A 23,242-nucleotide genomic window follows, 5' to 3' on the forward strand; every position below is an offset into this window, starting at 1 on the left:
GGGACACGCGAAACCGGTTAGTCCTGCTCCCGAGGGGTCGGGGACAGCAGCCGCTCGGCCGCCGAATAGGGGTCCCGGTCGCCGTCGACGACCGCCTCGGCGAGCCGGTCGAGGTCCGGCCGGCTGCGCAACCGCGTCTGCGCCAAGGACAGGATCTGCGCTCGGGCGCGGGCCAGGCGGCGCGCACGGCTGTCGGTGCGGTGGTGGTCCTCGATGGCGGCCATCAACTCCGCGATGCCCTCCCCGCGATCGGCGACGAGGCTGATGATCGGGGCACCGGTCTCGGCCCGCAGGTCCCGCACGGTCTGCTCGGCACCGTCGCGGTCGGCCTTGTTGACGACGACGATGTCGGCGACTTCGAGCACCCCCGCCTTGGCCGCCTGGATCGCATCGCCCGCACCGGGATTGAGGATGACGACGGTGGGGTCGGCGACGGCGGCGATCTCGATCTCGGACTGCCCCACCCCCACCGTCTCCAGCAGGACCACGTGATAACCGATCGCCCCCAGCAGGCGGATGGCGGCGGGGACCGCCGCGGCCAGCCCGCCGAGGTGGCCCCGCGTCGCCACCGACCTGATCAACACGTCGGAGTCGTTGATATGCGCGGCCATTCGTATCCGGTCGCCCAACAGCGCCCCACCGCTGAACGGCGACGACGGGTCCACCGCCAGCACTGCCACGCGGTCCCCCCGTTCCCGGTAGGCGCCGACCAGAGCGGCGATCGTCGTGGACTTGCCCGCGCCCGGCGGGCCGGTGATGCCGATGACGCTGACCGATGACGGCTCGATAATCGCCAGCACCTCGTCGCGGCGCTCGCCCTCGACCAGGGAAAGGAGCCGACCCACCGCGCGCGGAGATCCGTTGCGCGCGCCTGCGATCAAGTCGGCGATCTCCATTTACGGTGCTGGTACCTCGATGACGGTCGCGGACCCCATTCCGCCGCCCGCGCACATCGCCGCGACCGCGATTCCGCCGCCGCGACGGCGCAATTCGTAGATGAGCGTGACCAGCATCCTGGCGCCCGTCGCCGCCACCGGGTGCCCCAGCGAGCATCCGCTGCCACTGACGTTGACCTTGTCCGGGTCGAGATCGAGCAGCTTGACGGTGGCCACGCACATCGCGGCGAAGGCCTCGTTGATCTCGAACAGGTCCACGTCCGAGACCGAAAGTCCCGCGCGGGCAAGAGCTTTCGGAATCGCTTCGACGGGCGCCAGCCCGGTGATCGCGGGGTCGACTCCGACCGATGCCCAGGACCGCACGGTCGCCAGGGACGGCAGGCCGAGCTCATCGCTCGCGATCGTCAGCACGGCCGCACCGTCGTTGGCGCCGCAGGCGTTGCCGGCGGTGATGGAAAAGTCCTCGATTTCGGGATGCAGCGGCTTGAGCGCGGCCAGCTTCTCCATGGTGGTGTCGCGGCGCGGGTGTTCATCGACGGCGAACAGCCCGTGCGGCGTCTCGATGGGGACGATCTCCTCTTTGAAGCGACCCTCGTCGATCGCGGCGATGGCGTTGCGATGCGAACGCAGCGCCCATGCGTCCATCTCTTCCCGGCTCACGCCGGCTTTCACCGCGGCGTTCCAGCCCACGGTGATCGACATGTCGAGGTTCGGCGCGTCGGGACGGTCAGGATGGGTCGGAGGGAACCAGTCGACCCATTCGCCGTCCACCTGCATCCGGGACCGCGGGGACGTGGAGGCGGAGTTCACGCCACCGGCGATGACGAGCCGATCCATGCCGGCGCGCACGCTCGCCGCCGCGCTCTGCACCGCCGCCTGGCCTGCCGCGCAGTGGCGATTGTTGGCCAGGCCGGGCACCTGGGTCAGCCCGGCGGTGATGGCCGCGTGGCGCGCGACCACGCCGCCGCCGTACAGCCCCTCCCCCAGGATCACGTCGTCGACCTGCGCCGGGTCCAATTCCTTCGCCGCTTCCGAGACCACGTGGTTCGCGAGGTCGAAGGCGCTGGTGTCGCGCAGCGTGCCCTTCCGGGCCGTGCCGATGGGGGTGCGCAGTGCGGACACGATGACGGCTTCAGGCACGTGGTCTTCTCCAATTCGGCGAACGTCGCGAGGGCGCGGCAGCCCCCACGGCCTATGAGAACACTATTCTCTCATTCTGAGAGTCAGCGTTGCAAGGAGACTTGAGCTCGCGAACTGACGCAGAATCGCAGGCACCGGCATCGATACGGTGCGACTCCGCTTCGCAAGCAACCCAGGAGGCATCCTCGGCATGGAGGGAAAGATCGGGGTCCCGGGCGGCGACGTGTGGTTCAAGCGCGTCGGCGGCGGGGACGGCCTGCCCCTGCTCGTTGTTCACGGCGGGCCCGGCTTACCCCACACCTACCTGCGGTCGCTCGAGCGGTTGACCGACGAGCGAGAAGTCATTTACTGGGATCAGCTCGGCTGCGGCAAATCCGACCGCCCATCGAACCGCGAGCTGTGGACCATGCAGCGCTCGGTGGCCGAAATGGAAGCCGTCGTAAAGGCTCTCGGCCTGCACCGTTTCCACGTCTTCGGCAACTCGTGGGGCGGAATGCTGGCGCAGCAGTACACGCTCGACGTCACATCGGGCGCCGTCAGCCTCACCATCTCCAACAGCATCGCGTCCATACCGCAGTTCTCCGAGGTGGTGGCCCGGCTGAAAACCGAGCTCGATCCGGCGACGCAATCGGCCATCGAACGTCACGAGGCCGCCGGGACGACGTACACGGCCGAATACCAGAACGCGATCCGCACCTGGAACGAAACCTACCTTTGCCGCGCACGCCCGTGGCCCCCGGAGCTCTTGGCGGCCTTCGCCGACATGGGCACCGAGATCTTCGAGACGATGTTCGGGCCGAGCGACTTTCGCATCGTCGGGACCATCCGGGACTGGGACGTGCTCGATCGGTTGGCCGAAATCACGTTGCCCACCCTCATCCTTGCCGGCAGGTTCGACGAATGCGTGCCCGAGCACATGTGGGACATGCACCGGCGCATACCGGGATCGAGCTTCGAGTTGTTCGAGAAGAGCTCCCACATGCCCTTCGTCGAGGAGCCGAACAAGTTCGACCGGGTGATGCGTGGCTTCCTGCGGCGACACGACTCGTCGCCGGCGTAACGCGCTCAGTTCTTGCCGGCGGCCAGCTTGGTGACGATCGACCGGAAATCTTCGGTTGTGAACGACTGGTGCTCGGCCGAGAGGGCATAGTCCAAGCTGGCCAGCACCGCCCGTTCCAGGTGGATGTTCAGCACCCGTTTGGTGCTTTCGACCGCCTGCTGCGGCAGCTCCAAGATCTTCTTGGCACAGGCGATCGCCTCCGCAAGCGGATCGGCGGCCACGTGGTTGGCCAGCCCGAGTTCGACGGCACGCTGCGCGCTGATGCGGGTGCCCGTGAGCGCGAACTCCTTGGCCAGCAGCAAACTGATGTGCAGCGGCCAGGTCAACGGGCCGCCGTCGGCGGCCACCAATCCCACCTGCACGTGCGGATCGGCGAGGTAGGCCTCCTCGGCGATGTAGACGATGTCGCTCAGCGCGACCAGGCTGCAGCCCAGCCCGACGGCCGGCCCGTTGACCGCGGCCACCACCGGAATTCGGCACCGCGCCATGCCCAGCACGATCTCACGTCCGTCCCGGATGGTCTTGGCGCGCAGATCGGCATCGGCGGACAGTTCCTTGAGATAGGAGAAATCGCCGCCGGCCGAAAACGCCCTGCCGGCCCCGGTGATGACGGCCGCGCGGGCGGTGGCGTCATCGGTCAGTCGCTGCCACAGCCGCGCCAGCCCGACGTGCAGGTCGTCGTTGACCGAGTTGAGCGACTCCGGCCGGTTCAAGGTGATGATCCGCAGTGGGCCGTCGGCTTGGACGTCGATTTCGGCAGGCATGTCGTACACGTCAGACTCCTTCTATGGTCGTGACCCGCTTCACCCGGGCTTCGCCCGCGCTCGCGATCACTCCGACAATCCCAAGATGCGTGAGGCGATGATGTTCTTTTGTATCTGTGATGTCCCGCCCATCACACTCTGCGCGCGGCTGTACAGATAGGCGCTGAGCAGGTCCGGATCGCGGGTCCCGGTGACCGCGAGTGCGGCGTGCCCGACGGATTGCTCGACCCAGGTCATCAGCAGCTTGTCGAGGGACCCCTCGGGCCCGTGTGAGACACCGTCGAGCTGTTCGGAGAGCCGGCGCCGCACGTGGTGGGTCAACATCTCCGACTGGACCGCCGCCCACGCGAGCTCTTCGGGAACCGGACCCTCGTTGCGCGCGAACAGGCTTCGGACCAGCTTGCCGTACCGGGCCGCGTAGCCGAGGGTGGAGGGTTCACGCTCGTGACCGACGACGGTCATGGCGACCGCCCAGCCGTCGCCGGGGGCTCCGACCATCCGGTCGGCCGGGATCTTCGCGTCGTCGAAGAACACCTGACCGAATTCGTTGGTCACCCCGTTGATCATGCGAAGCGGGCGCTGTTGCACGCCGGGCTGTTTCATCTCCAGCACGAAGGCCGACAGGCCGCGGTGGCGTCTGGCCCCGGGGTCGGTGCGAGCCAGCAGCAGGCACCAGTCCGCCACATCGGAGTAGCTGGTCCAGATCTTGTGCCCGTTCACCACATAGGTGTCACCCTCGAGGCGAGCGGTGGTGGTCAGCGATGCCAGGTCGGAACCGGCGCCCGGCTCGCTGAAGCCCTGACACCAACGTTCGGTGCCGTTGATGATACCCGGCAGGAAGCGTTGCCGCACTTCGTCATTGGCGTGCCGGCCGATCCCGTAGATCAGGTAGCCCACGCTGGGCCGCGGTGGGGCGCCGGCTCGGGCGAGCTCTTCGTCGATGATGACGTCGTATACCGGCGGCAACTCCTGCCCGCCGTACTCACGGGGGAACGACAGCCCGAAGAACCCTTCTCGGTACAACGCCTGGTGCCATTGCGCCTGGCGGGCCCAGTACTCGTCGCCGGACCCGGAGAATTCCGCTGCGTGCGCGGAGAGCCAGGATCGCAGCCGTTCCCGGAAGGTGGCCTCCTCTGGTGAGTCACGAAAGTCCAAGATCGATCTCCTTCAACGCGACGGGCCACAGCTCGGTCGAGGTCAGGGCGCGGCGCAGGTAGACGTGTACCAAGCAGTCCCAGGTGTTGCCGATTCCGCCGTGCACCTGGATGGCCGTTTCGCAGACGGTTCGGGCGGCGCGCGCGCAGTAGACCTTCGCGATCTGCGCGGCGCGGATGGCCTCAGCGGGGGCCAGCTCGTCGACCGCCCACGCGGCATGGCGCGACACGCTGATCGAACCTTCAATCAGCGCAAGGCTTTCGGCCAGCAGGTGGGCGATGGCTTGATAGGTACCGATCTGCTTGCCGTATTGTTCGCGGATCTTGGCGTAGTCGCAGGCGACGGCGTGCGCGCCCCGCGCGATCCCCACCAAGTCCGCCGTCGTCGCGACCAGCGCGAGCGCCCGCCACCGCGCCGCGATGTCGTCGGGCACCTCGCCCAGCGCCACCGGCGCTCCCGCGATTTTCGCATCCGCTCGGGTCAAATCCGCGCCATCGATCGGGCCCTGCACCTCGGCGGCCAACACCTTGCCATCGGAAAGGCTCAGGGCCCGCCGAGCGCCGCGCGCGTCGATGGCGCGGCCATCGACCGCCACCGTCGCGCCCGCACCGTCGGCTCCGACGTGGCGGGTCAGGTCGTCGGCGAGCGCCGGACCGAGAAATGGGGTGTCGACCAGTCGGCGTCCGAATTCCTCTGCGACGATGGCCAGTTCGACACCCGATGCCCCGTCGGAGCGCAGCGTTCTGAAGCCCGTCGCCGCAATTTGCTTGTCCAGGCGCGCGATCCGGCCCTTGTCGTCGAGGTCTTGGACGGCCGAGGGCCCGAGGTCGTCGGCCAGCTTGGCGGCGGCGTCGCGCAACTGTTGTTGTTCAGCTGTCAGACGTACATCCATAGCGCTCCTTCAGGACTCGGCGCAGCACCTTGCCCGAGGGCAGGCGGGGAATGTCGGGCACGAACACGACCCGGCTCACGCGTTTGTAAGAAGCCAGCCGCTGATCGACTCGGGCGGTGAGCTCGCCGGCATCCACGGGGGCGCATGTCGCCACCGCGGCGACCACCGCCTCCCCGTTGATTCCGTCGGGCACGCCGAACACCGCACAGTCTTTGACGGCCGGGTGGCCGTGCAGCACCGTCTCGATTTCGGCGGGCGCGACCTGGAAACCGCGCACTTTGATCATCTCCTTGAGGCGGTCGGTGATCCTCAGCCAGCCGTCGCGGTCGAGCCAGCCGACGTCGCCGGTCCGGTACCAGCCGTCGTGAATCACCTCAGCTGTCGCCGCGGCCGGCAGGTAGCCGGCCATCAGCGACGAAGAGCGGGCCTGGATCTCGCCGACCTCCCCCGGGCAAGCCGGCTCGCCCGTCTCCATCGAGACCACCCTCAGGTCGACACCCCGCACCGGGCGCCCGACGGTGTCCAGCCGGGCGCCCTCGACCGGATTGCAGGCGATGACAGGCAGTTCCGTGGTCCCGTAAGCCGGGACCCAACCGACGCCGGTGCGCCGTGTCACCGTCTCCGCGATGTCGGCGCTCACCGGCGTGGCCCCCCACATGATGTAGCGCAGCGAAGACAGGTCATAGGACTCCAGCGTGGGGTGAGAGGCGAGGGCCAGCGCGATGGGCGCAACCGCCATTTCCACTGTGATGCGGTCGCTTTCGATGTGATGCAGGATCTGGTCGACGTCGAACCGGGGATGCAGACGCACGCAGGCGCCGGTGCGCAGCGCGGTGAGAATGTTGAGCAGGCCGAGGATGTGCGAGGGCGGGGTGGCGATCTGAATCCGGTCGCGCGGCGTCAGCCGCAGCGCGTCTCGCCACTGCCGCACCGCCTCCGCCAGCGCCGCGTGGGTGTGCCGGACGGCCTTCGGCAGCCCGGTGGTGCCGGAGCTGAACACCAGCACGGCGTCCGATCGTGCTGGCGGCGCCGCGGCCGTCGGCTCCCCGGGCGCGATCGGCTCGTCGAGGTGCAGCATGGGCATCGCGCCGGCCAGCACCGGGTGGTCCCCGACGGCGTGGGCCGGTTCGGTCAGGGCGAGGGCGTGGTCGACTTCGGCACTCTTCCATGCCGGGCTGATCAGCACGGCCGTGGCGGCCAGCCGCCAGATCGCGAGCAGGGCGGCGACGAACTCCGGTCGGTTGGACGACATGACGGCGACGCGCTGACCAGCGGCGACACCGTCCTTGGCCAGGGTTGCGGCCCAGCCGTCGGCGAGCGCGTCGAGCTGAGGCAGGCTGAAACGCCGTTCCTCGAACACGACCGCAGCCGGCTCGGTCACGTCCCGTCCTTCCCTGACAGGCCGGGCTGACCTGACATCCCCACGCGCTTGAGAAGATCCTATCGCTCTGTGAGAATAGTATTCTCTATAGTGAAGAATGCAAGTACGGGAGGGGCGGTCGAGGTGTCAGTCGCCCGAAGCATCGAGGAGACCCCACGGGTGACAAATCCGTCAAACGGCTCCGGCGCGGGCACGGTGACCATCCACATGGACCGCAAGAAGGTTTCGGTGCCGCTGGTCCCCGGCGAGACGCTCTTGCAGAGCGCGCGGCGGGCCGGCCTGGAGCCGCCGTTCAGTTGCGAGGCGGGTAACTGCGGCACGTGCATGGCCAAGCTCGAAGAAGGCCATGCGACCATGCGCGTCAACGATGCCCTCGACGATGACGAGGTCGCCGAGGGCTACATTCTGACGTGCCAGGGCGTGCCGGACACCGATTCGGTCACGGTGCGCTACGAGTAGCGGCCCGAAGAGAGGTGGCGGCGATGGCCAAGGGAATCATGTTCGTCGAAAGCCGGCCCAGTTCGCCCGATCGCGAACAGGAGTACAACACCTGGTACGACGAAGTACACATACCCGAACTGCTGGCGCTAGACGGCATTGTCGCGGCACGCCGGCTGCGCCCGATTGACGGGCAGGGTCCCTATGTGGCCATCTACGAACTCGAAGGCGATGATCTGCAGGCCATCTTGGACAACATGATCGCCAACGCCGGACAACTGAACATGTCCGACGCCCTGCAGTTGGATCCCGCACCCATTCCGCGGCTGTTCGAGACGACCACCGAGCGCGTCGGCTAACTCATGAACGTCGATGACCTGATCCTGGTGAGCATTGACGACCACGTGGTCGAGCCGCCGGACATGTTCCTGCGCCACGTACCCGCCAAGTACCAGGACCAGGCACCCGTGGTCATGGTCGACGAAAGGGGCGTCGACCAGTGGATGTACCAGGGCAGGCCGCAAGGCGTGAGCGGGCTCAACGCCGTGGTGTCGTGGCCGGCCGAGGAATGGGGCCGTGACCCGGCGGGTTTCGCCGAAATGCGGCCGGGCGTCTACGACGTCCACGAACGCGTTCGGGACATGAACCGCAACGGCATCCTGGCGTCGATGTGCTTCCCCACCTTCACCGGCTTTTCGGCTCGGCACCTCAACATGACGCGCGAGGACGTCACCCTGGTGATGGTGTCGGCCTACAACGACTGGCACATCGACGAGTGGGCCGGGTCCTACCCGGATCGGTTCATCCCGATCGCCATCCTGCCGACGTGGAACCCGGAGGCCATGTGCGCCGAGATCCGCCGGGTGGCTTCGAAGGGTTGCCGGGCGGTGACGATGCCGGAATTGCCTCATCTGGAAGGGCTTCCGAGCTACCACGACGAGGACTACTGGGGCCCGGTGTTCCGCACGCTCTCGGCGGAGAACGTGGTGATGTGCCTGCACATCGGCACCGGCTTCGGGGCGATCAGCATGGCGCCGAACGCGCCGATCGACAACCTGATCATCCTGGCCACCCAGGTGTCGGCGATGTGCGCGCAGGACCTGCTGTGGGGTCCCGCCATGCGCAACTACCCGGACCTGAAGTTCGCCTTCTCCGAAGGCGGCATCGGCTGGATCCCGTTCTATTTGGACCGCTGCGACCGCCACTACACCAACCAGAAGTGGCTGCGGCGGGACTTCGGGGACAAGCTGCCCAGCGAGGTCTTCCGCGAGCACTCGCTCGCGTGTTACGTCACCGACAAGACGTCGTTGAAGCTGCGCCACGAGATCGGCATCGACATCATCGCCTGGGAATGCGACTACCCGCACTCGGATTGCTTCTGGCCGGACGCGCCCGAACGGGTGCTGGCCGAGCTGACCGCCGCGGGTGCCGACGACGCTGACATCAACAAGATCACCTGGGCCAACGCGTGCCGGTTCTTCAGCTGGGATCCGTTCGCGCACACGCCTCGCGAGCGAGCGACCGTGAAAGCACTGCGCGCCAACGCGATTGATGTGGACGTGTCCATCCGCTCGCGCGCGGAATGGGCACGGCTCTACCGGGAGCAGCAACTCGCCGGGCTGAGCTAACGCGGTATACACCCAGCGGCCCAACGCCTTTCGGGCCCACACCGACGACCGGATGAGCCATAGTGTCGCTCACTCGCCGAAGTAATGGCCGGCGTCGAGGTCCTCGAGCAACCCGGCGTGTTCCGGTTGCCAATCGAGCACCTTCTGCGTCAGCGCACTCGACGCCGGATTGTCCAAGGCGGCGAAGAGCGCGAGAAACCCGAAGTGGCCGGCATCCTCGGGGGCAATGCTGGCGGTCGGCACATTCAGGTGACGCCCGATCACGGCGGCGATGTCGCGGAACGGCACTCCCTCGTCGGCTACGCCGTGCAAACGCGATCCCGCGGGGGCATTTTCGAGCGCCAGCCGGTACAGATGCGCGGCGTCGAGAGTGTGGACCGCGGGCCAGCGGTTCGTCCCGTCGCCGAGATAGCCCGACACCCCGGTGTTGCGGGCGGTGTCGATCAGGTGGGTGGTGAAGCCGTGGTGGTCCAGGTTGCTGTGCACCAGCGGGGATAGCCGAACGACCGACGATCGCACCCCGCGCTCGGCCAGCGCGATCACGGCGTTCTCCGAGTCGGCCCGCGGTCCGCCGGCCAACGTGTCCTGTTCGGTTCCACGTCCACCCGTCCCCAACAGCGACAGCAGCAGCGTTCCCGAGGTGCTGACAAAGGGGCGGCCCGAACCGACGAGCGCCTCTCCCATGGCCTCGACAGCGCGCAGGTCCGCCTCGGCCGCGCCCACGAAGTCGTCGAAATCATGCTTGAAGGCGAGGTGGATGACGCCGTCGGACGCGGCGGCGGCGCCCCGCAGGCCGTCGGGGTCGTCCAGGTCGCCCCGGTGCACGCCCACGCCCTTGGCCACGAGCGCCGCGGCGGACTCGTCGGAGCGGGCCAGGCCGGTGACGTGATGCCCGGCTCCCAGGAGTTCGTCGATGACGGCCGAACCGATGTGTCCGGTCGCGCCGGTCACAAAGACACGCATGGGTGGTCCCTTCGCTTGCGTTGACTTTCGCGATATCCAGTCAATGACCACACCCGGCCAGGCGTCCAAGACCTATTCCGGATGACGCGATGCGAAATGCGCATCACCGCACATCAATGAGGGAACTTGCGGGCCAGCGCGCAGCTGGATGATTACACTGTGCGCATGGCCGACACTGCATCGCAGGTGATCGACCTGGACCTGCGACTGGTCGGGTATTTCGTGGCGGTGGCCGAGCACCGCCACTTCGGTCGCGCCGCGAACGCGCTGCGGATCGCGCAGCCGTCGCTGAGCCGGCAGATCCGCCGCCTCGAGCAGCAGCTCGGCGTCCGGCTGCTCGATCGCACGCCGCAGGGCACCCGGCTCACGGAGGCCGGGGAGGTGTTCCTGCCCCGCGCCAAGGCGCTGCTGCGAGCGGCCGCGCAAGCGGCCGCTCAGGCCCGGGCCGCCGCGCAGCCCAGCCGCATCACGATCGGGTACACGACGGGCATGATCGTCACCCCCGCGGTGCGCGAGATGCGCCGCGAGCACCCGGACGCCGAAGTGCAAGTCACGCACCTGGATTGGGGGCACGCTCTTGACGCGTTGCACGGCCATCGGGTGGACGCGGTGGTGACCCGGCTGCCGTTCCCCACCGACGGGCTGCACGTGACGGTCCTCTACGACGAGCCGCGGGTGCTGGCGGTCCCCATTGACCACCGCCTGGCGGGCCGGGATTTCGTCACCCTCGACGACATCGCCGACGAGCCGATGCCCCGAGTGCGCAACTCGGACCCGGCGTGGAGCGCTTATTGGCGGATCGACCCGAGGCCCGACGGACGGCGGGCGCCCGACGGTCCGTTCATCGACGCGCTCGAGGACAAGTTCGAACTCATCGCCTCGGGACAGGCCGTGGCCATCACGGCGGGTTTTCACGGCAACAGCCTGCGGCCCGACATCACCACGGTGCCGCTCAAAGGTGTCGACCCCTGCCACGTCGTTCTGGCGACGCGCGCCGGGGACCGCAGTCGGTTGGTCGCAGCCTTCCGCAAGCTCGCCGAGGCCCACCTCACCGGATCGCGTGGCTGAGCCCGCGCGTGAACCGTTTCACGGCCGGCCGCAGCCGCGGCTAGCCCTCGGGAAGCTCCGGCGGTGGCCGGTATTCGGGCTGGTAACCCGAAACGCGGATGGGACTCCCGACGAGGCGGAAGTCACCCGCGGTCACGACGACCCCCGGGGTCGCTTCGAGCGCCTCGGGCAGCGTCCTGACCGCCGCCGCCGGAACACCGAGCGGGTGCAACCGGCGTTCCCACCCCGCGGCGGTGTCGGTCGCCAGCATGGCCGAGACCACCGCCAGCACCTCATCACGGCGGGCCACTCGTTCGGCCATCGTCTCGAAGCCGCCGATACCCGCCTCGGTGGCAAACGATTTCCAGAAGCCGTCGTGCGTGATGAACAGCGCCAGATACCCTTGTGCGGTCGGGAACAGCTGGGCCGGAACGTAATACGAATGCGCCCCGAAGGGGCGGCGCTGCGGCTGGACCCCGTCGTTGAGGTACGCCGACGCGTGGTAGTTGAGCTGCGACAGCATGACGTCGCGCAGCGACACGTCCACTTGCCCGCCGGTGCCGGAGATGATCTTGGCCAACAGCCCCAGCGCCGCGGTCATTCCGGTGGAGTTGTCGGCTGAGGAGTAACCCGGCAGCGTTGGCGGTCCGTCCGGGTCGCCGGTCAAGGCGGCGGTGCCGACGCCGGCCTGGACCACGTAGTCGAAGGCCGGGTCGTCGCCGCCGTGCAGGCCGAATCCGGTGATCGCCACGCAGACGATCCGCTCGTTGTGCCGTCGCAGCCGCTCGTAGGTCAGGCCCAGTCGGCGGATGGCCGACGGCTTCAGGTTCACCAGCAGCGCATGGGATTCCGCGACCAGCTCACCCAGGCGTTGCTGTCCCGCGTCGGAGTTGAGGTCCAGGCAGATGCTCGACTTGTTGCGGTTGAGGCTGGCGAAGTAGGCGGGACCTACACCCCGCGAGATCTCCCCGCCGCGCGGCTCGATCTTGGTGACCTCGGCGCCCAGGTCGGCGAGCAGCATGGTGGCGTAGGGGCCGGCCAGCATGGTGCCGACCTCGAGGATGCGTATCCCCGCCAGCGGTCCGGCGGATGTCGCCGTCAACGCAATTCCGTTGCGAGCGACGCGATCATCTCGCGGGTGCGGCGTTTGGAGGCGACGAGCTCGTCCCGATTGTCGCCGATGGGCAGCAACCGGACCGACAGATCGGTCACGCCGGCGTCGGCGAAGCGGCGCATCCGGGCCAGAATCTGCTCCGCGTCGCCGGCCGCGCACAGATCGCCGACGTCGCGGGCGTCGCCGCGTTCGAGCAGGCGCTGGTAGTTGGGCGACACCTCGGCCTCGCCCAGGATGCGGTTGGCCCGCTCCTTGGCCTCGTCGACTTGTGCGGGCGCACAAAGGCATACGGGGATACCCGCGACGATTCGCGGGGCGGGGCGCCCGGCGTCCGCGGCGGCCTTGGTGATCTTCGGCGCGATATGGTCACCGATCGCGCGCTCGTCCGCCATCCACAGCACCGTGCCGTCGGCGAGTTCGCCGGCAAGCTGCAGCATCACCGGCCCAAGCGCGGCGACCAGAACCGGCATCGGGGTATCGGCCCCGATCGCCAGGGGATTGTGGACGCTGAACGAATCGTTCTCGACGTCAACCGGTCCCGGCCCGGCCATGGCGGCGTTGAGCACCTGCAGGTAGTCGCGGGTGTAGCCGGCCGGCTTCTCATAGGGCAAACCGAGCATGTCCCGGATGATCCAGTGGTGCGACGGCCCGACGCCCAGCGCCAGCCGTCCACCGGTGACGGCATGCACCGAGAGAGCCTGGCGGGCAAGGGCAATGGGGTGCTGGGCTTGCAGCGGAACCACCGCGGTGCCGAGCTCGATGCGCGAGCTGTGGGCGGCCATCAACGACACCATCGTCAGGCAGTCGAAGTCGTCGGGCACCTGTGGCATCCACGCGGTGTCCAGACCCGCGGATTCGGCCCATTCGATATCGGCGGCAAGCTTGTTCACCTTACGGGCCATATCGCCACGTTCGGCGCCGATCATTACTCCGACGCGCACTGTTCCTCTTTTTCTGCAACGGGTTCGGGGGTGCCGGTGAGCGCGCGGATCTCGCGCACCAAGTCGTCCAGCGATGTCCCGGTGGGGAATACCGCGGCGGCGCCGGCGGACAGCAGCTTGGGCACGTCGGCGTGCGGGATCGTGCCCCCGACCACGACGGCGATGTCGGCGGCGTCGGCGGCCCGCAACGCTTCGATGGTGCGCGCGGTGAGTGCCAGGTGGGCACCGGACAGGATGCTCAAGCCCACGACCGCCACGTCCTCCTGGACGGCGATCGAGGCGATGTCCTCGATGCGCTGCCGGATGCCGGTGTAGATCACCTCGAAGCCGGCGTCGCGCAGCGTGCGGGCGACGATTTTGGCGCCGCGGTCATGCCCGTCCAAGCCGGGCTTGGCGACCAGAATTCGGGCGGCCACTAGAACACCACCGGTTGCTGGAACTCGCCCCACACCGCCTTGAGCGCGGAGACCATTTCGCCGACCGTGCAGTACGCGTTGGCACAGTCGATCAGCTTGTGCATCAGATTGTCGTCTCCTTCGGCGGCACGCGATAGGGCCGCAAGGCTGGATTGGACTGCGGCCGAATCCCGTTCGGCCTTCACCTTGGATAGCCGCTTGAGCTGAAGGTCGCGGCCCTCGGCGTCCAGCTCGTACGTCACGACATCCGGTTCGGGTTCGTCGGTCACGAACCGGTTGACGCCGACAACCGGCCGGACGCCGGCTTCGATGTCCTGATGCACCCGGTAGGCCTCGTCAGCGATCAGGCCCTGCAGATAGCCGTCCTCGATCGCGTGCACCATGCCCCCGTGCCGCTCCAGGTCATCCATGATCTCGATGATGCGGGCTTCGGTGGCGTCGGTCAGCGCCTCCACAAAGTACGACCCGCCAAGCGGGTCGGCCACGCTGGCCACGCCGGTCTCGTGCGCGAGAATTTGCTGGGTCCGCAGGGCCAGGGTGGTGGTTTCCTCGGTGGGCAATGCGAACGGCTCGTCCCAGGCCGCGGTGAACATCGACTGCACGCCGCCCAACACCGCGGCCATGGCCTCGTAGGCCACCCGCACGATGTTGTTGTGGGCCTGCGGCGCATACAGCGACGCGCCGCCACAGACGCAGCCGAAGCGGAACATCGCCGCCTTGGCCGTTGTCGCCCCGTAGCGCTCCCGCACGATTGTGGCCCAACGGCGGCGCCCCGCACGGTATTTGGCGATCTCCTCGAAGAAGTCCCCGTGGGTGTAGAAGAAGAACGAGATCTGCGGGGCGAACTGGTCGATCGTCATCCGGCCCCGCTGCACCACGGTGTCGCAATAGGTGACCCCGTCGGCCAGGGTAAACGCCATCTCCTGCACCGCGTTCGCCCCGGCGTCGCGAAAGTGCGCACCCGCCACCGAGATCGCGTTGAACCTCGGAACCTCGGCAGCGCAGAACTCGATGGTGTCGGCGATCAGCCGCAGCGACGGCTCCGGCGGCCAGATCCACGTTCCGCGCGACGCGTACTCCTTGAGAATGTCGTTTTGGATGGTGCCGGTCAGCTTCGCCCGCGGCACGCCCTTCTTCTCGGCGGCCGCGACGTAGAACGCCAGCAGGATCGCCGCCGTCCCGTTGATCGTCATGCTCGTGCTGAGCTTGTCCAACGGAATGCCGTCGAACAGGATCTCGAAGTCGGCCAGGGTGTCCACCGCGACGCCGACCCGCCCGACCTCCTCGCCGAACTCCGCGTCGTCGGAGTCGTATCCACACTGGGTCGGCAGGTCCAGTGCCACCGACAGACCGGTGCCCCCTTGTTCGAGCAGGTAGCGATACCGGCGGTTGGATTCCTCGGCGGTGCCGAATCCCGAGTATTGGCGGAAGGTCCAGAGCTTGCCGCGGTACCCGGACGCGAAGTTACCGCGGGTGAAGGGGAACTCCCCCGGCTGCGGAGGCTCCGCGCTTACATCCGCCGGCCCGTATGCGGGCCGCAGCGGGATACCAGACGGAGTGTGGGCCGTATTATCCATCGATGAATAACGTACTTGCAAAAAAAGAGAATGCCAATACCACACGCTTGACCTGGTCGAATACCCACGCCGGCCGCGCTTGCGCCCCGAGGCGCTACGTCCGGCAGAGGATTTCGCCGTGAGGGATGGCGATCCAGCCGTCGGGCGCGGCCGCCCAGGCGCGCCACGCCGCGGAGATCTCCTCGAGCTGCGCCGGACCGGCGAGACCCAGATCCACCAGGTCGCGTGCGATCCGCGAGTGCAGGATCCGCTCGGCCCACATGTCGCCCCACCATTCGCGCGTCGCGGGCGTCGCGTAGCACCAGACGCTGCCGGTGGGCGTGACATCGGCGAAACCCGCCCGCTGGGCCCAGGACAACAACCGCCGCCCGGCATCGGGCTCGCCGCGGTTGGCACGAGCGGCCCGCCGGTAGATGTCGCGCCACAGATCCAGCGCGGGCAACTCCGGGAACCAGACGAACCCCGCGTAGTCGGCGTCCCGGGCCGCCACGACGCCGCCCGGCGCGCACACGCGTTTCATCTCCCGCAGCGCGCCGACGGGGTCGGCGACGTGTTGCAGCACTTGGTGCGCGTGCACGACGTCGAATGTGCCGTCCGGGAAGTCGAGGCGGTGCACGTCGGCCGTCGCGAACGACACGTTCGACATGCCACGTTGCTCGATCTCGGCGCGGGCCACGTCGAGGACGTCGGTCGACTGGTCGACGGCGGTCACCGGTCCCGGTGCGACACGCGCGGCCAGGTCGGCGGTGATCGTCCCGGGTCCACAGCCGATATCGAGCACAGACAACCCCGGCTTCAGGCGGGGCAGCAGGTAGGCCGCCGAGTCCTCCGCGGTGCGTCGCTGGTGACTCCGGAGCACCGATTCGTGGTGTCCGTGCGTGTAGGTGGCCCCGCGTTCGTCGGTCATCCCCGAAGCCTACCGACTGATTCACAGTATGAAACGTCCGTCTCACTATATGAGAACTAGTCGACGGGGACGTCGAGGATCGGGCGGTCGACCGCCGCGCCGGGGCCGTCGAAATGCCACCACTCCCCGGAATATGCCGACAGCCCGCCGTACGTCATGGCGTTCCGCAGGGAGGCACGGTTCGCCTGGGCGTCGGCGCTGACGCCCTGGGTTGCGAAAGCGTTTGCGCGCGACGAGAAGTCATCGAAGTCGGTGCCCATGTCGGCGAGGCAGAGCCCGTCCGCATGCTGCCCGGACGCGCACGGCTGCTGCGTCGTCGTGAACGTCACATCCACCGAGCGCCCCGATTCGTGGCTGTGCGCAAACTGGCCGGGGCGCGCGACCCACGCCGGGTTCGGGACGACGCTGAACATCTTGACCTGGACGTCGTGGGGCCGATAGCAGTCCCAGAACACCAGGAGGTGACCCTGCGGGCGTAGCGCGCTGGCGGCCGTCGCCAGCCCTGACGCCATCGACTGGTGCACCAGACAGCGGGCGTCGGACGGGTACAGCTGCGTATGGGTGAAGTTGTTGGTCGTCGCGTAGCGCAGGTCGATGATGGCGTCGGGGACCACATTGCGGACGTCGACGAACCCGGCCGCCCGCGCCGCGTCACTGACGGGCGGGACATCGGGGGCCGCCTGGGCGGTCCGGTCCCAGGAAACCGCGACCAACCCCGCGACGACCGTTAACGCAAGGGCGGGGTGCAAAAGACGCATCCGGTCATTGTCGCGGTTGGCCACGCCGAATCGCGCTATCCGCTAGGCGATGTCGCCCTCGACGTAGCGTTGCAGGTTCGGCGCGATCGCCGCCACCACCTGGTCGTCGGGCATCGACGCGATCGGTTCGATCTTCCAGACGTAGCGCAACAACGCGAAGCCGATCAACTGGGTGGCGATCAGCCCGCTGCGCCGCAGTCGTTCGTCCTCGTCGGCCCCCAGGCTGGAGCCGCCGATCAGGCCGCGCTCGACGATCAGCCGCAGCTTCTCTCGCGTCTTGTCTTCATGGGCGGCGGTCAGCACCACCGCGCGCAGGATCGGACCGACCTCCTCGTCGGCCCAGGTGCCCAGCACCGTGCGGATCAGTTGCCGACCCAGGTCGGCCTTGGGCGTCGCCCAGGTCGCGGCCACCGCGTCGAGCCACTTCTGCGGCGGCGTGGTGGCAGCATCGAGCAGGCCCTCCTTGGAGCCGAAGTAGTGGTAGATGAGGGCCGGGTCGACGTCCGCGGTCCGGGCGACGGCACGAATGGCCGTGCCGGCCCAGCCGTGTTCGGCGAATTCGTCGCGAGCGGCGGCCAGGATGCGCGCCGCCAGCACGCCGCGCTCGTCGCGCGGCCCCGGGGTGATCGGTCGCTTCGGCACCGTCTCACCATACCGGAAGTCTCAACTTGCGTTGAAACTAATTTCAACGTAGCGTGAAACTGTGACGACGCTCAACGGCCCGCAGACCACCGGCCGGGAATACCGGAACCTCAGCGAGCCGCGGTACGCGGCGCGCACCGACATCAACACCGCGATCAAAATGCGCGACGGCACAACGCTTTTGGCCGACGTGCACCGGCCCGATGCCGACGGTCGCTTCCCCGCACTGTTGGCCGCCTCACCGTATCCGCGGCAGATGCAGGATCTCGGCGCGCCGGCGGGGTTCGTCGAGGCCGGTAGGACGGACTTCTGGGTGCCGCGCGGCTACGTGCACGTCATCGCCAACCTGCGCGGGACCTGCGGCTCCGAAGGCACTTTCGACTTCTTCGACGCCCAGGAACGCCGGGACGTGCACGACCTGGTGGAGTGGGTCGCGGCCCAGCCGTGGTGCGACGGAAACGTCGGGATGATCGGCATCAGCTACTTCGCGATGACCCAGCTGGAGGCGGCCGTGGAGCGGCCGCCCCACCTCAAAGCGATATTTCCCCTTGCCGTGACGAGCGATCTGTACGAGGGCGCCAACCACCACGGGCTGTTGAGTTCGTCTTTCATCACACCATTTCTCGCCATGATGGGCCTGACCTCCGAGCGCAGCGACAAGCTGTGGCGCAGCAAGCCAGTCGGGTTGGCGCGGCGCGTGCTGAACAGTCCGGGCGTGCACAAGAAATTCGAGACCATGAACGGCGAGGCGGCGGTCACCATGCTGCGACAGCTGCTCAGGCTGCCACACAATCCCCACCCGTGGGACGAACTGTGGCAGGAGGCAGCGGTCAAGCACCCGACGCGCGACGAGTGGTGGCAAGAGCGAAACCTGTTGCCGCTGCTCACCGAAATCGACATCCCGGTCTACCTCGGGTGTGACTGGCAGAACGTGCCGTTACACCTGCCCTCGACGTTCGCCAGCTGGAGCGGGTTGTCGCACAACACACGCGTGCGGATGGGCATGCTCGGCGAGTTCGGGCTCACCTGGCCATGGGAAAGCATGCACATCGAGGCGCTGGCCTGGTACGACCATTGGCTGAAGGGCCGCGACACCGGGATCACCGACGGGCCGCCGATCCGCTACTTTTTGCCCGGCGCCGACGAGTGGCGAACCGCCGACACCTGGCCGCCGTCACAGGCCCCGCATCGCGAATTGGCCCTGCGTGCCGACGGCGGTCTGGACGCCGACGAGGGTGATCCGGGCAGCCGCGAATTCATGGTGTTGGGCTCCGGCCTGGGCCGCGTCAAACCCAGCGAGGTCGACCCACCGTCGAGACTGGCCTGGACCAGCGCGGTGCTGAGCCAGGACATCGACGTCGTCGGCGACATCGAGCTGCGCCTCGTCGCGTCGGCGACGGCGATCGACACCGCCTGGATGCCGATGCTGCAGGACGTGGCCCCCGGCGGGGGAACGACCGATGTGACCGCGGGCTGGTTGCGCGCCAGCCTGCGCGAGGTCGACGAAGCGGCCAGCCGCCCCGGCGCGCCGGTGCTGCCCTGCCGCAACCCGCAAGCGGTGCCGCTCGGAGAGGATGTCGAGTACCGAATTCCGTTGGTCCCCAACGCCCGACGGTTCAAGGCGGGCCATCGCATTCGCCTGACGCTGACCAGCGACGACCAGGACCCCTCGGTGCCGGCGATCATGAACTTCCGGCATGCCGGCGTCGGTACGTCCAGCCTGAACACGGTGCGCTCGTCGTCGCGGCTACTGTTGCCGGTGCTCGGGTAGCTAGCGCCCCAGGTGAGCAGGGAAAGCGCTTGCACGGTGGCCAGGGGCGGGATCGAACCGCCGACCTTCCGCTTTTCAGGCGGACGGGATAGCTACTGAACTGCGGTTTATTTGGGGCTGTGCGCCGTATACGCCGCATTGAGCTGCGCTGACGTATTCAGGCTGTCCGGCGAACGGACATAAACCGGACACGGTGCTTGCACTCCTGACCAGGAGCTTCAGCGCTGCCGTTTGCGTTATGGGCAGCTTCGAGGCTCCGGGGAGCAGGCACCCCAATGCCCAGAATCGCATCATCAGCCACCGGACCGACAACGTCGACGAACGGCGCGACAACCGCATCCGAACAGCCGCCATGCAGGCTCGGTTCTGCCGGCGCCTCGGAGGACGGGAGGGCGCGAACGCCCGAGGCCGTCAGGCCGCAGGGCGGGAGAGCGCCAGCGGTCGGCCGTACGTCAACCGAGGCGCCGAGCCTCAACCCGGCCACTGCCGGCGGGCTTGTTATATGTGCCGAAAATGTCCGCAAGTCGGTTGACGACGGGATCGCGACCGGCGAGCTGCGGGCGATCGACGCACTGGGGCTGCGGTTCCCGAGTCCCGAGATGGTCGCCGCGGCTGCGGCATTATTCGAGCCAGCGCCACCGTGGGCGGCTGGTCCTGGGCGTCGCGGGGTCGAACCTGAGTCCGGACGGTTCCGCATCAGTGTCGGTCCTGGCGTGGTGCGGCTCGGGTGGACCAATCCAGTCCGTGCCGAAAAGACCGCCGAACGGGCGGTGGGTCATCACCAACGCGACGTTGACGACGCCAAGTTCCATGTCCGGAATGAACTCAAACACAATGCCGGGCACGGTGGTCAGGCCGTCGTGTCTTCGACACGACGGAGTCCTGCGGACAGCGACCGAGCTGGTACCTGCGGTGTCATCACAGAGTGGTCCAGGAAATCACGATCGTCGATGTGCCGTACTTTCGCCGAGCTGGACTACAGCCCGTTGGTGGAATCTGGCCGCGTCCCCGCTATGGTCACACTCACTTATCCCGGGCACTGGGAGGTCGTCGCCCCGCATGGAGCCAGCGTCAAGCGGCACATGGTGTTGTGGCGCAAACGCTTTCAACGGGAGTATGGCGAACCCGCTCGCTACATCTGGAAATTGGAATTTCAGCGGCGCGGTGCACCCCACATTCACCTATGGATGGCACCTCCGATGTCGCCCGGTCGATCAGGCCTGGGCTTCTCTCAGTGGCTGTCCGAAGCGTGGTCTCTGGTCGTTGACCATCCCGACCCGGTGCAGAAAGCTCGCCATCGGCTCGCCGGAACCGCCATCGACGTGCGCAACGGGCTGAAAGCCTGCGACCCCAAGCGGCTCGCCGTCTACTTCACCAAGCACTCATCACCAAACCTGAACGGCGACAAGGAATACCAGCACGTAGTGCCCGAATTGTGGCGGCGGCCCGGCTGCGGCCCCGGCCGGTTCTGGGGTGTGTACGGACTCAAGAAGGCCATCGCTGTCGTCGAAGTCGCCCAGGATGCGTACCTGGCTGCTCGGCGGATCGTGCGACGCTGGTCACGTAGCCAGGCAGTGTACGGCGATTCGGCCAGCCGCTTCCCTACTGCCATGGTGCCGCGCAAGGCCACGCTCCTGGTCCCGCGCGTCAACCGCGATACCGGCACTGTGACGTACCGGCGGGTCCGCCGACGACGAACGCTCTGCAATCAAGGCGGCCTGGCCGGCGGATATGCCCTCGTGAATGACGGTCCAGCGTTCGCCGTCAAGCTTGCGCTCGCAATCACGTAGGCGCCGACCTCGTATTGGCCGCGCGATGCTTACCTCCAGCGTAAAAATGTCTGGACGACGCCTTTCAGTTCGGCGGTCTTGTCCTTGGCGGCACCGGTTAGATCGATTGCCCTGTCCTTGACCGCGTCGGCCAAATCCGTGGCCTTGCCCTTGGCTGTCGCGGCGCCCTCTGTTCCCGTTGCCCGCACTTTGTCCACGGCTTCGCCCACGGCCTGGCGCCACCGCTTCGCATCGGTGGCCGCGTCGTCCGACTCGATGCCAAGGCGGTCGCGAAAAGCCACCACACCCGTCGCAATCTCGTTGCTCGACCGCACGGCCGCAGGTGCGTCGCGTGGATTGAGCAGTACTTTGGAATTCGCGTTGCGGACCGTCTCGTTCATTTGGGTCAGTAAGCGGGCGGTGCTGCTCGAGATGAGGTCCAGCCGCTTCTGACGGGCCTCAGTCAGCCCCAGCCGGTGACTGTTGAGATCCTCGGGAGCGGAATCGAGCACCCGATCGAGTTCCAGCACGGCCACCCCCGTCGTGGAGCTGGAAGCAGCGCGCGATGACCGCCAGCCACTCGCGCACCTTGGGCTCGGCCTCCTTGCTGGCCTTGGCAATCTTGCCGAGGTCGGCCTTCTTCTCCAGAGTCTCGGCGATGGCGTCAAGTTGGCGTATTGCGTACGCCTGCGTCCGCGCGAGCACCAATGAGCCCGACTGGATCTTCGACCAAGTGATCTCCGAAACCCGCCCGACCTGGTCGCGCACGGCGAGCGCTTCCTCTATGACTAGGCCGGCGCACCCTGACGGGACGCGAACTATCAAGAAGCTACCCGCGCCGGCGTCGCTGGACGGCATTCTCATAACGCCGCGGACTCGCTGGCCACGGAATTCAGCTCAGCGCCTGTGAAACCTGATTCTTTCGGGTGTGGCGATACGGCGAGTACGGATCTTAGGGTTTGAACATGGCCTCTCCGTCACCACATTCCAGTCCACTGCAACGACGACCGCCAGCCTGGCAACGTTGGGTGCTTAATGCACTGCACGGCTTCGACAGGCGCATCATCGACGACTGGGCAGCGCTTATGAGCAACCACCTCCAACGGTCCGGTGGTGCCACCCCAATGCGGACCGCTCAATACACCGTCGATGCGCTGCTCTACGTGGACAGGCTTCGGTCAGCGACTGCGGTGCTTGCTTCACACGGCAATCCTGCAGGGCGCCACCAACTGGCCGATGCCGCTCTCGACTTGAAGTCTGCTGTCGACGGCTTATGTGAAGCACGAGACCAGCTATTGAAAGCTGCTGGCGCCGAACGGGTTACCTACGATTAGCGTCGGGAAATCGACATTGTGACGCAGACCCCGGCGCCTGCCACCTTTTCGTAACTTTCGTAACTATGCTACGATCAGTCGCGTTCCGAGGGTGAGGTGAAAGGAAGTGAGACCCATGAGCACCGCCTCCGCGGAGATTGTCAGCCCGGTTCCGGCCGATGCCGATGGGCTTGCCGATGTCCTGAGCTTCATCGAGGCGCACGAAGCCCGTCACGGGACCTCTCCTGAGCCTGCATTCTTCCTGTCCGGTGCGAGCGAACACGATCGCGTCGAACTGACCGAACAGCTTCACGAGGTCCTCAAGCGTGCCGTCCACGCCCTCAGCCACGGCCAGTCGATCAGCATCCTGACCCGTGACCAGGAAATCTCCACCCAGCAGGCCGCCGAGATCCTCGGCCTGAGCCGCCCCACGGTGGTCCGCCTCATCCAGAACGGCGAGTTAGACGCGCACGTGCCCGGCGCGGTCCGACGCAAGCTGCGGCTTGCTGATGTCCTTGCCTACCGCGAGGAACTTCACGCTCGACGCAACCAGTTCATCACCGAGAGTTCGGCGGAGTTCGCGGACGCCGACGCCGACGAGGTCGCCGAGTTACTCGCCGAGGCGAAACGCAAGCGTTGACCGTCGGCGGCGTCTGAAAGACTCGCCCAC

Annotated in this window: 23 protein-coding genes and 1 tRNA gene; 8 read left to right on the forward strand and 16 right to left on the reverse strand. The window is 67.4% G+C overall.

Features of this window, described 5'->3' with window-relative positions; translation table 11 throughout:
* Positions 1 to 17 precede the first annotated feature (17 nt).
* Together meaB and G6N37_RS16060 are read right to left on the reverse strand one after the other, a co-directional pair.
* Positions 18 to 896 (reverse strand): methylmalonyl Co-A mutase-associated GTPase MeaB, encoded by an 879-nt coding sequence (gene meaB / locus G6N37_RS16055; RefSeq protein ID WP_163681816.1) that lies wholly within the window; start codon positions 894 to 896, stop codon positions 18 to 20.
* Positions 897 to 2,036 (reverse strand): thiolase family protein, encoded by a 1,140-nt coding sequence (locus G6N37_RS16060; protein ID WP_163681818.1) that lies wholly within the window; start codon positions 2,034 to 2,036, stop codon positions 897 to 899.
* 190 nt (positions 2,037 to 2,226) lie between these two features.
* On the opposite strand from G6N37_RS16060, the gene G6N37_RS16065 reads away from it, so the two are divergent.
* Entirely contained in the window at positions 2,227 to 3,096 is an 870-nt protein-coding gene (locus G6N37_RS16065) for a proline iminopeptidase-family hydrolase (protein WP_163681820.1), read from the forward strand.
* 5 nt (positions 3,097 to 3,101) lie between these two features.
* On the opposite strand, the gene G6N37_RS16070 is transcribed toward G6N37_RS16065, so the two are convergent.
* From G6N37_RS16070 to G6N37_RS16085, 4 genes are read right to left on the reverse strand one after another with little or no spacing between them, the layout of a single operon-like run.
* Positions 3,102 to 3,869: an enoyl-CoA hydratase/isomerase family protein gene (locus tag G6N37_RS16070; protein WP_163681822.1), complete on the reverse strand. Its 768-nt coding sequence runs from the start codon at positions 3,867 to 3,869 to the stop codon at positions 3,102 to 3,104.
* Positions 3,870 to 3,926: 57 nt separating this feature from the next.
* On the reverse strand, positions 3,927 to 5,015 hold the full coding sequence (locus G6N37_RS16075) for an acyl-CoA dehydrogenase family protein (protein ID WP_163681824.1): 1,089 nt from the start codon (positions 5,013 to 5,015) through the stop codon (positions 3,927 to 3,929).
* Positions 5,002 to 5,907 carry an acyl-CoA dehydrogenase family protein gene (locus G6N37_RS16080; RefSeq protein ID WP_163681826.1) on the reverse strand — a complete coding sequence of 302 codons (906 nt, stop codon included), beginning with the start codon at positions 5,905 to 5,907 and terminating at the stop codon, positions 5,002 to 5,004. The genes G6N37_RS16075 and G6N37_RS16080 overlap by 14 nt, the downstream gene beginning before the upstream one ends.
* Positions 5,885 to 7,288 (reverse strand): class I adenylate-forming enzyme family protein, encoded by a 1,404-nt coding sequence (locus G6N37_RS16085; protein WP_163681828.1) that lies wholly within the window; start codon positions 7,286 to 7,288, stop codon positions 5,885 to 5,887. The genes G6N37_RS16080 and G6N37_RS16085 overlap by 23 nt, the downstream gene beginning before the upstream one ends.
* A 123-nt stretch (positions 7,289 to 7,411) precedes the next feature.
* Here G6N37_RS16085 and G6N37_RS16090 point away from each other — a divergent pair, with 123 nt between their 5' ends.
* From G6N37_RS16090 to G6N37_RS16100, 3 genes are read left to right on the forward strand one after another with little or no spacing between them, the layout of a single operon-like run.
* Positions 7,412 to 7,747, forward strand: coding sequence for a 2Fe-2S iron-sulfur cluster-binding protein (locus G6N37_RS16090; protein WP_163685105.1), 336 nt, complete (start codon positions 7,412 to 7,414; stop codon positions 7,745 to 7,747).
* Between the two features lie 23 nt (positions 7,748 to 7,770).
* Positions 7,771 to 8,085, forward strand: a complete 315-nt coding sequence (locus G6N37_RS16095) for a DUF4286 family protein (RefSeq protein WP_163681830.1) — start codon at positions 7,771 to 7,773, stop codon at positions 8,083 to 8,085.
* A 3-nt stretch (positions 8,086 to 8,088) separates the two neighbouring features.
* Positions 8,089 to 9,354 carry an amidohydrolase family protein gene (locus G6N37_RS16100; protein WP_163681832.1) on the forward strand — a complete coding sequence of 422 codons (1,266 nt, stop codon included), beginning with the start codon at positions 8,089 to 8,091 and terminating at the stop codon, positions 9,352 to 9,354.
* A 69-nt stretch (positions 9,355 to 9,423) separates the two neighbouring features.
* Here G6N37_RS16100 and G6N37_RS16105 read toward each other — a convergent pair whose 3' ends face one another.
* Positions 9,424 to 10,317 (reverse strand): SDR family oxidoreductase, encoded by an 894-nt coding sequence (locus tag G6N37_RS16105; RefSeq protein WP_163681835.1) that lies wholly within the window; start codon positions 10,315 to 10,317, stop codon positions 9,424 to 9,426.
* A gap of 165 nt (positions 10,318 to 10,482) precedes the next feature.
* On the opposite strand from G6N37_RS16105, the gene G6N37_RS16110 reads away from it, so the two are divergent.
* The gene (locus tag G6N37_RS16110) at positions 10,483 to 11,385 is read left to right on the forward strand and encodes a LysR family transcriptional regulator (RefSeq protein ID WP_163681836.1); all 903 of its coding nucleotides are present in this window, start codon (positions 10,483 to 10,485) and stop codon (positions 11,383 to 11,385) included.
* 40 nt (positions 11,386 to 11,425) lie between these two features.
* Here G6N37_RS16110 and G6N37_RS16115 read toward each other — a convergent pair whose 3' ends face one another.
* The 7 genes from G6N37_RS16115 to G6N37_RS16145 all read right to left on the reverse strand — a co-directional run bounded on the left by G6N37_RS16115 (position 11,426) and on the right by G6N37_RS16145 (position 17,719).
* A complete protein-coding gene (locus tag G6N37_RS16115) occupies positions 11,426 to 12,466 on the reverse strand; it encodes a CaiB/BaiF CoA transferase family protein (RefSeq protein WP_163681838.1) in 1,041 nt (346 codons plus the stop codon).
* Complete coding sequence (locus G6N37_RS16120) at positions 12,463 to 13,419, reverse strand: LLM class F420-dependent oxidoreductase (protein WP_163681840.1); 957 nt, start codon at positions 13,417 to 13,419, stop codon at positions 12,463 to 12,465. Before G6N37_RS16120 ends, G6N37_RS16115 begins: the two co-directional genes overlap by 4 nt.
* Positions 13,404 to 13,835 carry a cobalamin-dependent protein gene (locus G6N37_RS16125; protein ID WP_163681843.1) on the reverse strand — a complete coding sequence of 144 codons (432 nt, stop codon included), beginning with the start codon at positions 13,833 to 13,835 and terminating at the stop codon, positions 13,404 to 13,406. Before G6N37_RS16125 ends, G6N37_RS16120 begins: the two co-directional genes overlap by 16 nt.
* Positions 13,835 to 15,412 (reverse strand): methylmalonyl-CoA mutase family protein, encoded by a 1,578-nt coding sequence (locus G6N37_RS16130; protein WP_163681845.1) that lies wholly within the window; start codon positions 15,410 to 15,412, stop codon positions 13,835 to 13,837. Before G6N37_RS16130 ends, G6N37_RS16125 begins: the two co-directional genes overlap by 1 nt.
* 94 nt (positions 15,413 to 15,506) lie before the next feature.
* Complete coding sequence (locus G6N37_RS16135; protein ID WP_163681847.1) at positions 15,507 to 16,319, reverse strand: methyltransferase domain-containing protein; 813 nt, start codon at positions 16,317 to 16,319, stop codon at positions 15,507 to 15,509.
* A gap of 56 nt (positions 16,320 to 16,375) precedes the next feature.
* Positions 16,376 to 17,077, reverse strand: a complete 702-nt coding sequence (locus G6N37_RS16140) for a M15 family metallopeptidase (RefSeq protein ID WP_163681849.1) — start codon at positions 17,075 to 17,077, stop codon at positions 16,376 to 16,378.
* Between the two features lie 42 nt (positions 17,078 to 17,119).
* Positions 17,120 to 17,719, reverse strand: a complete 600-nt coding sequence (locus G6N37_RS16145) for a TetR/AcrR family transcriptional regulator (protein WP_232075041.1) — start codon at positions 17,717 to 17,719, stop codon at positions 17,120 to 17,122.
* A gap of 61 nt (positions 17,720 to 17,780) precedes the next feature.
* Between G6N37_RS16145 and G6N37_RS16150 the strand changes: the two genes are divergently transcribed.
* Positions 17,781 to 19,490, forward strand: coding sequence for a CocE/NonD family hydrolase (locus G6N37_RS16150; RefSeq protein ID WP_163681851.1), 1,710 nt, complete (start codon positions 17,781 to 17,783; stop codon positions 19,488 to 19,490).
* A 37-nt stretch (positions 19,491 to 19,527) separates the two neighbouring features.
* Here the strand turns inward: G6N37_RS16150 and G6N37_RS16155 are convergent.
* Positions 19,528 to 19,592: transfer RNA gene (locus tag G6N37_RS16155), tRNA-Phe, on the reverse strand.
* Between the two features lie 173 nt (positions 19,593 to 19,765).
* On the opposite strand from G6N37_RS16155, the gene G6N37_RS26650 reads away from it, so the two are divergent.
* Positions 19,766 to 21,280: a rolling circle replication-associated protein gene (locus G6N37_RS26650; protein ID WP_163681853.1), complete on the forward strand. Its 1,515-nt coding sequence runs from the start codon at positions 19,766 to 19,768 to the stop codon at positions 21,278 to 21,280.
* A 29-nt stretch (positions 21,281 to 21,309) separates the two neighbouring features.
* Here the strand turns inward: G6N37_RS26650 and G6N37_RS16165 are convergent, their stop codons facing one another.
* Entirely contained in the window at positions 21,310 to 21,795 is a 486-nt protein-coding gene (locus G6N37_RS16165; protein WP_232075045.1) for a hypothetical protein, read from the reverse strand.
* Between the two features lie 913 nt (positions 21,796 to 22,708).
* Between G6N37_RS16165 and G6N37_RS16170 the strand changes: the two genes are divergently transcribed.
* Complete coding sequence (locus G6N37_RS16170) at positions 22,709 to 23,212, forward strand: helix-turn-helix domain-containing protein (protein ID WP_163681855.1); 504 nt, start codon at positions 22,709 to 22,711, stop codon at positions 23,210 to 23,212.
* Positions 23,213 to 23,242 lie beyond the last annotated feature (30 nt).

The organism is Mycobacterium seoulense (genome assembly GCF_010731595.1).
In the GTDB taxonomy this organism is placed as follows: domain Bacteria; phylum Actinomycetota; class Actinomycetes; order Mycobacteriales; family Mycobacteriaceae; genus Mycobacterium; species Mycobacterium seoulense.

What these genes read in the sequence shown, in the direction of transcription:
- meaB (WP_163681816.1), bottom strand. Translation starts at nt 896, where the DNA reads ATGGAGATCGCCGACTTGATCGCAGGCGCGCGCAACGGATCTCCGCGC.
- G6N37_RS16065 (WP_163681820.1), top strand. Translation starts at nt 2,227, where the DNA reads ATGGAGGGAAAGATCGGGGTCCCGGGCGGCGACGTGTGGTTCAAGCGC.
- G6N37_RS16080 (WP_163681826.1), bottom strand. Translation starts at nt 5,907, where the DNA reads ATGGATGTACGTCTGACAGCTGAACAACAACAGTTGCGCGACGCCGCC.
- G6N37_RS16095 (WP_163681830.1), top strand. Translation starts at nt 7,771, where the DNA reads ATGGCCAAGGGAATCATGTTCGTCGAAAGCCGGCCCAGTTCGCCCGAT.
- G6N37_RS16100 (WP_163681832.1), top strand. Translation starts at nt 8,089, where the DNA reads ATGAACGTCGATGACCTGATCCTGGTGAGCATTGACGACCACGTGGTC.
- G6N37_RS16105 (WP_163681835.1), bottom strand. Translation starts at nt 10,317, where the DNA reads ATGCGTGTCTTTGTGACCGGCGCGACCGGACACATCGGTTCGGCCGTC.
- G6N37_RS16110 (WP_163681836.1), top strand. Translation starts at nt 10,483, where the DNA reads ATGGCCGACACTGCATCGCAGGTGATCGACCTGGACCTGCGACTGGTC.
- G6N37_RS16130 (WP_163681845.1), bottom strand. Translation starts at nt 15,412, where the DNA reads ATGGATAATACGGCCCACACTCCGTCTGGTATCCCGCTGCGGCCCGCA.
- G6N37_RS16135 (WP_163681847.1), bottom strand. Translation starts at nt 16,319, where the DNA reads ATGACCGACGAACGCGGGGCCACCTACACGCACGGACACCACGAATCG.
- G6N37_RS16140 (WP_163681849.1), bottom strand. Translation starts at nt 17,077, where the DNA reads ATGCGTCTTTTGCACCCCGCCCTTGCGTTAACGGTCGTCGCGGGGTTG.
- G6N37_RS26650 (WP_163681853.1), top strand. Translation starts at nt 19,766, where the DNA reads ATGCCCAGAATCGCATCATCAGCCACCGGACCGACAACGTCGACGAAC.
- G6N37_RS16170 (WP_163681855.1), top strand. Translation starts at nt 22,709, where the DNA reads ATGAGCACCGCCTCCGCGGAGATTGTCAGCCCGGTTCCGGCCGATGCC.